The following is an 11,165-nucleotide window of genomic DNA, read 5'->3' on the forward strand; positions in this document are numbered from 1 at the left end:
AATTTACCCACAAGTGTAACCTTGTCAGGAGGAAATATTTCCTATATTTACGATGCCACAGGCGTAAAGTTGAGCAAAACGGTAAGTGGAACGACCACTTACTATGCAGGTAATTATGTATATGAAGGCAGTTCATTGAAATTCTTTAACCACCCAGAGGGTTATGTTGATGCAGCAAACGGATATAAGTATGTGTATCAATATAAAGACCATTTGGGGAATGTGAGGTTGAGTTATATGGATAGTAACAATAATGGTAGTGTAAACAGCTCTGAAATATTAGAAGAAAACAACTACTATCCTTTTGGTCTTAAACATAAAGGGTATAATACTAACGTAAATTCTACCAATATTGCACTTAAATATAAATTCGGAGGTAAAGAGTACGAAGAAGCGTTAGGATTAGGTTGGTATGATATTACAGCTAGGAATTATGACCCGTCTATAAGTAGGTTTATGAATATAGACCCGTTAGCTGATAAATTTCCTAATGTAACGGCTTATAATTATGCAATAAATAATCCATTGAGTTTTATTGATTCGGATGGGAAATCGCCTGACCCTGTACTTTCTAAAGTGATACAAAGAGCTATTCAGAGTGCACCAGTGGCAAGAGTTATAGGAAGAATAAATTCAGCCAATTATAAAGTTTTTGGTAAGGAGATTTATGATAATTCGAATACGGTTTTAGCGTCTATTCCAAAACAAGAAAAGTATATTTTTCAAGGTGGAATTTGGAACTCTATATCTGGAGCAAATGAGGTGAATTTTAATGCTAAATTTGATTTTTTTGGGACTAGTTTTAGTGCTGCTGGATACTATCAGAAAAAATCAAAATCAGGTTTGTTTAATATAGGAGAAGTTAATGTTCAAAAGACTGCGAATGGAGGTAGATTTACTACAGATGTTCATGGGAATTCAGGGTATATTGTTGATTTGGTTAATGGGGGTAGCTCAATAATTAGATTATCTTTTCCAGATGAACAAACTCATGAGGCATTTGAAAAAATATTAAATAATAAAACAGACTCTTATTTAGAAGCTTTATTTGAAACTAATCCAGCATTGAAGGAGCTTTTTGAACTCGCCGAACTTAGTGATGAAGTTCATTCATTATATGCAAGTTTTAATAAGGATAATCCTTATATTGAAGGTTCTGAGCAAGCCAATAAATATTTGAAGGTTCTAAAAGAATATACAGATAGAAGAAATACTTATAGAAAGAATGAAAGAGAAAAGGAATTTTGGGCGAAAGCTCAGAAACAACTTGATGATTACTATAATAGGCTTAATTAATAATTTAATATAAATGAAAAGAAAAATTTTAATTTTGATTGTTTTATTGTCGACTTTGTTTGTAGGTCTGTTTTTCTATAAAAACTACAGGATAAATGAAAATATTAAAGAGGATAATTTAACATTTAAATTTGCAGACCGACATTCTAGTTTTGAAATAAAAAACACCTCCGATGATGCTAAAAGTGAAGGAGAGATTCTTTTGAATAAAATTAATTCAAAAAAAAATTTTTTAATAGAGGAGTTTTTGGCTAAAACTGAAACAAAAATTGTTTTTAGTCCAGCAAATGTAGATACCCTGAAACTAATTTACGGAGGTAACGGTGTTTATAAATATACATCTTCATTAAGTTTAGGGCAAATAGATAATGAGTTTAATAATTTTTTAGTTAATAATTTGTCTAGTTTATTAGAGGAAAACAATATAGAAAGGATAGACATATACACTTTGTCTCCTACAATTGTGGGAATGGCACCATTACCGCCAGGTGTTTTGACTAATGTAGAAAATACCGAAGAATAAAAATTTAAGGAAACTTGTTGTGAATTAGTAGCGAAATATTTTTTTAATAATTCTGCTAATTTTAATTAGCAGTAACACCACCCAAGTTAAAATAGACACGATAAGTATAAATATTAAGCCAATAACCTTCAGGTCTTGCCCAATGGTTATTGGTTTATTTTTTTGCTCCGCATGCTTAAACGCCCTTACCCAATGTTGAGCTTCAAGCTCATATTTAAGTTGAGTTGAAAGGCTGTTGTCATTTGGCCGCCATAAATAGTCCTGTCTTTCGTCTTGAGTTAAATGCTATTGGGAACAATATGTTTTTTGATAACGTAATAAAAGGTTTAGTTATGATATGAATATAAATCTTCAAAATCATAAGGTAAATGGCTGTTGTAGATGGGTTTAGTGGAAGAGGGTTTAATTATAGAAAAATCTCTAACAATTTTAACCTTTGCTAAATCAAGGAAAAACCTTTTTTTTGATTCAGTTGAATACTTTACTTTCAATGTTGGTTTAAGATTTAGTTATGAAGTTTCAACACTTAGTGTATAGTACGTTATTAATGCTTAACTTTAGTTGTGGCACTATGAATATTGGGGGTTTTTCCAAATCATCTACTACCGAAAAAATAGTAATAGGTAATATAGGTGATGGTAAGGAATTTATCCTTCAGAATAAATTTAAAAATTCTGCTTTTCCGAGTTATAAGCAACCAGTTAAAGTTTCAGTATCAGAGATTTTTTTTAATAATAGGAGCTATCAATTGTTTGAAAAAGCTAAGGGATTTCAATCTTCCAATATTAATATAAATTATACAGATTCAATTTCCGATAAACCAAAATATTTGAAGCTAACTTTGGCGGATAAGGTTGGTGTTATAAATGCTTTAAATAATGACGAAAACCACTCAGTTAAAACTTATTTAAGTCATAAGAAAGATGTGGTATTAGTCTCAGGGGTTTCTATTGCGTTTAACAAAGAAGATATAAAATCTATTGAAGATGCGGATGTGGTTTTTTTTATTGAAAAGAACTATAAGAACTATGTGCTTCAACTTTATAATTCAGGTAAAATAGCCAAAGAATTGTCATTTAATCAAGGGGTGGTTTTTCAATACGAGACTTTAAATTGCTGTTGGCAAAAAAATACCAGACAGGAGCTAAATATAGTTGATTTGGTGACTGGATTTAGTGATTGTCCCAGAGAAACTTTTCGTTCGATAAAACGTGCTCAAAAGAAAAATACCTATTATAAGTTTTAAGATTATGTATTATAGATGTTGTTTTATATTGTTCTGTTTAGTGGTGGCTAATTGTGATGACATCATCGAGGTTGACGATATAACAGATAGAAATGTAACTGTTTTGGCGCCAACCGAAAGTAGTGTTGTAACAGGGAAGCAAATTATTTTTACATGGGAAAAAATTGAAGAGGCTGAATCTTTTCACCTTCAAGTGGCTACACCAACATTTAGCAATGCGTCTCAAGTTATGGTTGACACTTTAGTTAAAGGAAATTTTTTTACGAAAGACACCTTGGTTGACGCGAACTATGAGTGGCGTGTACGCGCAGAAAATTCTGGTTATCAAACGCCTTACACATATACAAGATTTATTGTAAGCAATTAAGATGAAAGGCAGGACAAAAACATATATATTACTTGTATCTGTTTTGATTATTTGGGGGGTAATAGGGTTTAAAGTTCTTTCTACTTTAAGACCTGAAAAAATGGTTGATTTCAAACCTGAATTAACCAGCAAATTCGAACTAATGGATACTCGAATTCCAGATTCATTTTCCATTTATATTCCAACTCGAGATCCATTTTTGGGAACGGTTTATTCTAAAAAAACAGCAGAGAAATCGAATCAAAACAAACCAAAAGATGATTTCAAGTGGGTTTTAATTCAATACCACGGTATGATCACAAAGCATGACGATAATAAAAAAATATGTGTGCTTTCTATTAATGAAGCGCAACAGGTGATGAGAGTAGGGCAAACTTTTAAAGAAGTGAAACTTATTAGAGCAAAACCTGATAAAGTGGTTGTTAGATATAAAGGGAGAACGAAAACTATAATCAAATCATGAGATTTAGTAAAATTAAAGCTGGAGCTCTACAGTTAACAATGTTTATTATGATGGTGGTTGCTATTCTACTAATGTCGTTTATTTTATTAGTCGATACCCATAAGCGATTTCAGGTTAAAACCAATTTTTTAGTTGAGACAGTCGATTTAGTTAATCAAGGTTTGGGATATGCTTTAACAAATAATATTATTTCTGGAGATACTTTATTGGTTAATTATAATAGCGAAGATTTTAAATCCTTAAAAATAATTAGAGATTATTGGGGTGTTTTTGAAAAGGTAATGGTGGATTCAAAAATTAAAAACAACCGCCTTAAAAAGGTCGTGTTGGTTGGAGCAAAACAACCTGAATTAAATCGAACAGCGCTTTTTCTGGCGGATAATAATAGGCCTCTAGTAGTGGTGGGTGAAACGAAAATAGTAGGTACTTGTTTTTTGCCAAAACAAGGTGTACGAACCGGGAACATTGCTGGATATTCATATTATGGAAGCCAACTAATTTACGGAGATACCCAAATAAGTGGAGAACTCCCCGAGCTTGCTAAGGAAAATGGGAAATATATAACAAATTTAGAGGAAATACTTAATCATTTAGATCAAAATCAATTTTTAGATATGGGTAAGGAAATGGTTTTTAAAAATTCCTTTTTCGATCCTTTAAAGGTACTCTATAGTCCTGTCGAAATAAATATTGAAGATTATTCAGTAACAGGACACATTATAATCCAATCAAAAACTAGAATAATTGTGGGAATGCACTCCAAACTACAGGATGTTGTACTTGTGGCTCCAGAAATAGTTTTTGAATCAGGTTTTTCTGGAACCTGTCAAGCCATAGCTACAAAAAAAATTGAAGTAGAAAAAAGTTGTGTTTTGAACTACCCTTCAAGTTTAATATTAAAAGCTTCTAGTCAACAAAAACTAATTGATGAAAAAAAGGATAAACCTCAGTTGACTATCGGGGAACATAGTGAAATTAAAGGAGCGGTAGCCTATATTGGACATGTCAAAAATTATAAGACTCAAGTTAATATAGCTAGGAATACTATAATTAAAGGTGAAGTTTATTGCGAAGGGAATTTGGAGTTGGAAGGGGCTGTTATTGGAAGTGTTTTTACGTCCAATTTTGTAGCTAATCAGTCGGGATCGTCTTACCAGAACCATTTGTATAATGCTCAAATTTCAATTGAAGAGTTGCCTATACAATATGTAGGTTTAATGTTTGATTCTTCAGATAAAGCTGTTGTTAAATGGTTGTATTAAGAAAAATACAAGCATCAACTCTTATGGAGACCTTGGTGGCATCGGTGCTTCTGGTAGTATTATTTATGATAACCAGTTTGGTGCTAAATAACATATTTGGAAATATGGTTATGAGTAACACCAGATTGATAGATTCTCATATTAATGAACTGAAATATCTTTATGAAAATGAAAAAATAACAATTCCTTACAGGGAAGAATTTCAATCGTGGGAAATTGAAATTTCTCTTGAAATTTTAGCAGGTAATGAACTTATAATCCTTCAGGCAAGTAACAAAAGACTTGATAAACAAATATTAAAATCTTGGAATGTACATTGATAAAAAACTAAATAGCTTTACCCTGGGGGAGATGGTAGTTGTGCTTATAATAACTAGTATTGTTGTTGGAATGGCATTTTCTGTGCTTTCTTTGGTTCAAAATCAAATACAAAGTATTCGTGAAAATTTTAATAATGACACCGAATTAAGTAGACTAGAACAGTCACTATTGATAGACTTTAATAAATACTCAAAGGTGGAATTTCATGCCGATGAACATAAAATGGTTTTGAAACACGAACTTGATTCGGTAAGCTATCAATTGAATGAGAGTTTTTTGATAAAGTCTGAAGATACATTTAAGGTTTCTGTCAAGAACTTTAAATTGTTTTTTGATGGCAATGGAGTACAGGAAGGTGTTTTAGATGCAATAAGGTTAGAAACATTAGATAGCCCAGGTAACAATACTTTGTTTGTTTATAAAATAAATGACGCAACTCCTTTTATAAACTAATGGCATTTAATCTTGAAAATATTAATATAGGAGAACAAGTAAAACCGAATGTAGAAAAGGTTTCATTACTTCAGCGGGAGATTGTTTTGTTTAAAAAGGTTTTTTCAAACAAAACGAAGGAAGATTTCTATACAGAACTTAGTGTGCTTCTAAAAGCTGGAATTTCTTTAAAGCAAGCATTGGAACTCATAGAGGCTTCGCAGAAGAAGAAAGCAAACAAAGAGCTTTTAAATGGGATAAACCATGATATTATTCAGGGAAGTAGTTTGTCTAATGCTGTTAAAAAATATAGTCAATTTAGTGATTATGAGTATTATTCAATCAAAATAGGTGAGGAAACAGGAACTCTGTTTCAGGTATCAGGCCAATTAGGTCAATTTTACTCTAGAAAAAATGAGCAACGCAGAAACTTAATAAGTGCTTTGACTTATCCTGTTATCATATTAAGTACTGCCTTATTAGTTGTTGTATTCATGCTGCGTTTTGTAGTTCCTATGTTTCAAGATATTTTTAAACAACAAGGAATTGACCTACCGGCAATTACCATGTTCATCATATTAGTTTCTGATTTTATTGGAACATATGGAGTGATTATATTTTTGGTGTTAATTGGGGTTTTTTCTACAAAATACATGTTCAAAAATAATGAAGTAGTTAAAAAAGTTACGGATAGTTTGATTTTAAAAACCCCTTTTATCGGACTTTTCATTAAGACTGTCTATTTATCACAATTTACACAAGCGGTATCACTTTTAATATCTTCTAAAGTCCCAGTATTAAAAAGTATTCAACTTGTTAAACAGATGATAGGTTTTTACCCATTACAATCTGCACTCGAAGGAGTTGAACAAGAGATTTTAAGAGGTCAACACTTAAGTGAAAGTTTAGAAAGTCAAAATTTTTTTGATGATAAAATGGTAGCACTGGTAAAGGTAGCCGAAGAGACCAACCAAACAGAGTTTGTCTTTCAAAGACTCAATCTTCAGTACGAAACCCGAGTACAACAACAATCTAAATTATTATCAACCGTGATGGAACCATTTATTATTTTAATAGTTGGAATTTTGGTAGGTGTTATTTTAATCGCAATGTATTTGCCAATGTTTAAGTTGAGTAGTGTATTAGGATAAAGATTTTTACTATTTAAGAATATTAAATTGTTGAGAGTTAATAAAACTATTCTAAAATTAAATGATTCATAGAATTTCCCAAGCGTTAAGTAATCGGTAAAGATAGTTGTTATGCAAAACGATTTAGTTTGTAGTATAGTTGTTAGCCTTCCTTCATAGAAATAGATTAGAAATTTTTTAGGATTTACATATAAACCTTAATATTTCTAAGGGATTAGCTTTGATTTATTGTGTTGTTAAAATATACATTTACTGAATTAAATAAGTAAAGTATTATCAAAATGAGAAAAGTAATTTTAATAGTTTTTTTATGTTTCATAAAAACCTCCCTAGGTCAAGATTTACCTATTTTAATTCCAAATTCTCCGGAGGCAACAGAATTTGTAAAATACGGCAATACAAACGTAAATTTGTATACTGGTTCTCCAGATATAAAAATACCGATATATTCAATTGAGGGCAAGGAGTTTAATCTTCCTATTTCGTTAAACTATGACGCTTCTGGTATAAAAGTTAATCAAATAGCTACACAAGTAGGTTTGGCATGGTCGTTACAGGCTGGGGGTATGATTTCAAGGATAACAAATGGAAAACCAGATCATGTAATTGGTGCAGCTACAAATTATTTTGGAAGTTATTATACAGAGTATGATAAAATTAAAGCGTTTTATGATACTTCTCCCATAGAAAACGTGGTGTACCAACCTGTTAATCCACTTTATTTAACAACGTTAAGTGAATATTTTCAGTATGAAGAAGAAATATTGTCTGGAATTATTGATACACAACCAGATTATTTCTCATTTAATGTAGGAAGTATTTCTGGAACTATATATATTGATCCCATTACAGGAGAAGCACGTTGTGATAATGGAAATAATTACATTATAAATTACGTAGGTTCATTAACAAACTTTTCAGGAGGCGGTATTACTAATTGGCATATTGTCGATGAGTTCGGAAATCAATATTTTTTTGATAAATATGATACAATTAAAACAATAAAAGAATCTAATGTTGAAAAATATATTAGTACATGGCATTTGACTAAAATTATTTCTGCCAATGGTATTGATAATCTAACATTTAATCACAGTTTGTCTGACTTTTGGGAGAACGAAAAGTATGTGCCAACAGCAGCTAGCATGGTTTCTAATTTGATAAATCCAAATTTAACGGTAAGTAGCTCATGTCCTTTAGTTAATAGTAACGTGAATAACAATACCAATCCTTATCAAATACAACAATATTATTTAACTTCTATATCCCTTAATGGAGAAACACTTATATCTTTTTATCAAGATAATCAAGAACGAAAGGATTTAAGTTCTCGATATGCATTAAATAAAATATCAATAGCCAATGGGATTGATTATGAGTTTCATCAATCTTATTTTAAATCGCACCCCACCGTCGATATAAATAATATTACTGTTATAACACAGGATGATATTAGGTTAAAGCTTGATAGTTTAACGATAAAACCCAAATTATCAGGTGGTTTAAATAAAAAGTATAAGTTTGACTATTTTAACCCAGATGATGTTCCTAATTTACAGTCATTCTCACAAGATGCTTGGGGATATTATAATGGAGCGCCTAATACTGGAACCTACGGTTTGGTTCCTGAGAAAACCATTATGGTTGGTGGTGTTTTGCAAAGTTTTCCTGGAGCTAATAGAAATCCAGATTTCGAAAAAGGGAAAAATGGTACACTGTCTAAAATCACCTACCCCACAGGAGGGCACACCGAGTTTGAGTATGAACTGCATAAGGTAAATATAACAGAACAGACCATAGTCAATAACAATATCTTACTAGGAAGTTTGTTTGGAGGGAATGATTTGTCTGATCCTTACGATTATTGGGATGATGAGTATTTTTATGATAACCCTAAAGGAGCAGAATTCGTAATACCAGTATATGAAGATGGAAATAAGGAAATTACTATTGATTATAATTCCCCCAGCCTCCCGCATGGACCAGGAGATAATGATCCAGGCATTTTATTTATTGCCATGTTAAAATGTACAGGAACACCACCTGAACCTAATAATTGTGGAGGTATTCCTCAAATAGCCCCACATGGATGTCCGATAGATTTAGATTGGTATGATATTGTAAATTATCCTCAGTCGGAAAAAGTGTTTATAAGATCTTATCCTGGAGGCAATTATTCAACAGCTATTCCCGATGGATATACAGAGACCATATCAGTAGACCTAGATGAAGGCTACTACAAGCTCTATATTTTGAATGGCGTAACTAATTCTTATTTAGGGGTAAATATGACATTTGCTTCAGAAGTAAATCAGACACATGACAAGGATGTAGGCGGCTTACGAATAAAGAAAATTAAAGACTATACAGAATATAATGCGTCCCCTTCACTTATCAAGTCATATGCTTACAGTAATACCGTTGATGATGCTTGTGGAAATCCTGTTGCGGCCTCTTCTGGTTTGCTGCATTTCAATCCGCAATTTTCAAATTATTCTTATTATACAGGAAAGACTGTTGATGAAAGCGGTTTTTTATTGAATAAAAATTGTTCATTTTTAAATCGTTATTCAATTCCTTTAAATACTTCAAAATCCAATCATATAGCCTATTCAACTGTTCATGAGTATGTAGTAGATGTTAATGGGGGTAATAATGGGCATACCGAATATTATTTTTATAATGATATAGAGGATACCAGCGGGCTAGATCCTTCTATTCCTTACTTAAAGTCAAATTTTAAAAATGGCAAGATATTGAAGCAGCTTATTTATAACAACTCAAATATTTTAAAACAAAAAATAATAAATACTTACACCCAAACAGAAGTAAATAATGCTGTGAAAGGATTTAAATCTATGCAGGGAGTTTACACTGAAGATAAGGAGTTAGGAATTATTAATCTGGTAGGGGGGGATCAAAAATACAAGATGTATGAACCTACAGGTTGTGGAAATGGTACTTCTGGTTATACGTTATGCTATCAATATTCTTTTCCGCCCCCAAGTGTTATATATGGAGATCCATTTATTAATAAAATACATTCAATATATTATATGTCTGGATTTTTTGCTCATTTAAGCAAGTCAGAGGTTACTCATTATCATGAAACGGATTCTTTGAAAACTACCATTAATTATTATTATGATGGTTTGAACCAATCTCCAAAAACTCATAGGCAGGTTTCAAGAACTATTACAACAAACAGTGATGGCAAGTCTTTATTAACAAAAACCTATTTTCCTGATGATGTAGTTTCGACTTCTTCCTTGGATCTAAATACTCTTAACAGCCAAGAAAAAATGGCTATTGATAAATTAAAGCTTCAAAATAATAAAGCTATGCCAATTCAAACAAACACCTATAATGACATAAATACGAATGGTCTGGGGGAGGATACGGAATTAATAAGTGCACAACGAACTAATTTTATAGATCTAGGAGGTGTAGTTTTGACAGAATCTATACAAACATTAAAAGGAGTTTATAATTCGAGCTCTAATATTTTAGAAGATAGAGTCAAATATCTTCAATACGATAATTATGGTAACCCAGTTGAGGTTAGTAAAGCTGATGGAACGATAATAAGCTATTGTTGGGGCTACGATGGTAAGTATCCTATTGCAAAGATAGAAAACGCAACATATAATAGTGTACTATCTGCCTTGGTAAGTTCGAGTGTTAGTTTACAAAATCTTACGAATGCAGATGACGACCATTGTATTGACGGAGGCGGGTGTAATGAGGAGGCTCTTAGATCAGGTCTTCAGTCACTTAGAGAGGCTATGCCTAATGCTTTAGTTTCTACGTATACTTACGACCCATTAATAGGGATGACCAGTGCCACTGATCCTTCAGGTTATACGACATTTTATATCTATGATGAATTTAACAGGTTGATGATGATTAAAGATTCGAATGGAAATGTTACAAAAGAAAATAAGTACAATTATGGAAATTAATTTCAGCGTAAAGTGTGTTGTTACAGACAATGTGACCAATGAGGTGATTACTAAGATGGCCATGTTATTGGTAAATTCAGGATGTCCAAATAATTAAAATAGAAAGAGATGAGACAGGCAATAACAACAATAATATTTTTTT

The 11,165-nt window shown here is 31.8% G+C and carries 10 protein-coding genes; all 10 read left to right on the forward strand.

What is annotated here, in order from left to right:
- Positions 1-1,296, forward strand: a 1,296-nt coding sequence (locus ICJ83_RS16785; RefSeq protein ID WP_317173300.1) for an RHS repeat domain-containing protein, incomplete at its 5' end; no start/stop codon positions are given.
- A gap of 13 nt (positions 1,297-1,309) precedes the next feature.
- Positions 1,310-1,819 carry a hypothetical protein gene (locus tag ICJ83_RS16790; RefSeq protein ID WP_188231568.1) on the forward strand — a complete coding sequence of 170 codons (510 nt, stop codon included), beginning with the start codon at positions 1,310-1,312 and terminating at the stop codon, positions 1,817-1,819.
- Between the two features lie 511 nt (positions 1,820-2,330).
- The gene (locus tag ICJ83_RS16795; RefSeq protein WP_188231569.1) at positions 2,331-3,065 is read left to right on the forward strand and encodes a hypothetical protein; all 735 of its coding nucleotides are present in this window, start codon (positions 2,331-2,333) and stop codon (positions 3,063-3,065) included.
- A gap of 4 nt (positions 3,066-3,069) precedes the next feature.
- Positions 3,070-3,432: a hypothetical protein gene (locus tag ICJ83_RS16800; RefSeq protein WP_188231570.1), complete on the forward strand. Its 363-nt coding sequence runs from the start codon at positions 3,070-3,072 to the stop codon at positions 3,430-3,432.
- A 1-nt stretch (position 3,433) separates the two neighbouring features.
- A complete protein-coding gene (locus ICJ83_RS16805) occupies positions 3,434-3,895 on the forward strand; it encodes a hypothetical protein (protein ID WP_188231571.1) in 462 nt (153 codons plus the stop codon).
- The gene (locus ICJ83_RS16810; RefSeq protein ID WP_188231572.1) at positions 3,892-5,157 is read left to right on the forward strand and encodes a hypothetical protein; all 1,266 of its coding nucleotides are present in this window, start codon (positions 3,892-3,894) and stop codon (positions 5,155-5,157) included. Before ICJ83_RS16805 ends, ICJ83_RS16810 begins: the two co-directional genes overlap by 4 nt.
- Positions 5,145-5,477: a hypothetical protein gene (locus ICJ83_RS16815; protein WP_188231573.1), complete on the forward strand. Its 333-nt coding sequence runs from the start codon at positions 5,145-5,147 to the stop codon at positions 5,475-5,477. Before ICJ83_RS16810 ends, ICJ83_RS16815 begins: the two co-directional genes overlap by 13 nt.
- Entirely contained in the window at positions 5,467-5,931 is a 465-nt protein-coding gene (locus ICJ83_RS16820; RefSeq protein ID WP_188231574.1) for a PulJ/GspJ family protein, read from the forward strand. The genes ICJ83_RS16815 and ICJ83_RS16820 overlap by 11 nt, the downstream gene beginning before the upstream one ends.
- Entirely contained in the window at positions 5,931-7,061 is a 1,131-nt protein-coding gene (locus ICJ83_RS16825) for a type II secretion system F family protein (protein WP_188231575.1), read from the forward strand. The genes ICJ83_RS16820 and ICJ83_RS16825 overlap by 1 nt, the downstream gene beginning before the upstream one ends.
- A 281-nt stretch (positions 7,062-7,342) precedes the next feature.
- Positions 7,343-11,023 (forward strand): RHS repeat domain-containing protein, encoded by a 3,681-nt coding sequence (locus tag ICJ83_RS16830; protein WP_188231576.1) that lies wholly within the window; start codon positions 7,343-7,345, stop codon positions 11,021-11,023.
- Positions 11,024-11,165: the final 142 nt, after the last annotated feature.

Origin of the sequence: Aestuariibaculum sediminum (assembly GCF_014596945.1) — a bacterium.
In the GTDB taxonomy this organism is placed as follows: Bacteria; Bacteroidota; Bacteroidia; order Flavobacteriales; family Flavobacteriaceae; genus Aestuariibaculum; species Aestuariibaculum sediminum.

Bases quoted from the DNA above. Each gene is read 5' to 3' on its own strand.
- ICJ83_RS16810 (WP_188231572.1), top strand. From the start codon at position 3,892: ATGAGATTTAGTAAAATTAAAGCTGGAGCTCTACAGTTAACAATGTTT.
- ICJ83_RS16795 (WP_188231569.1), top strand. From the start codon at position 2,331: ATGAAGTTTCAACACTTAGTGTATAGTACGTTATTAATGCTTAACTTT.
- ICJ83_RS16805 (WP_188231571.1), top strand. From the start codon at position 3,434: ATGAAAGGCAGGACAAAAACATATATATTACTTGTATCTGTTTTGATT.
- ICJ83_RS16820 (WP_188231574.1), top strand. From the start codon at position 5,467: ATGTACATTGATAAAAAACTAAATAGCTTTACCCTGGGGGAGATGGTA.
- ICJ83_RS16815 (WP_188231573.1), top strand. From the start codon at position 5,145: ATGGTTGTATTAAGAAAAATACAAGCATCAACTCTTATGGAGACCTTG.
- ICJ83_RS16830 (WP_188231576.1), top strand. From the start codon at position 7,343: ATGAGAAAAGTAATTTTAATAGTTTTTTTATGTTTCATAAAAACCTCC.
- ICJ83_RS16790 (WP_188231568.1), top strand. From the start codon at position 1,310: ATGAAAAGAAAAATTTTAATTTTGATTGTTTTATTGTCGACTTTGTTT.
- ICJ83_RS16800 (WP_188231570.1), top strand. From the start codon at position 3,070: ATGTATTATAGATGTTGTTTTATATTGTTCTGTTTAGTGGTGGCTAAT.
- ICJ83_RS16825 (WP_188231575.1), top strand. From the start codon at position 5,931: ATGGCATTTAATCTTGAAAATATTAATATAGGAGAACAAGTAAAACCG.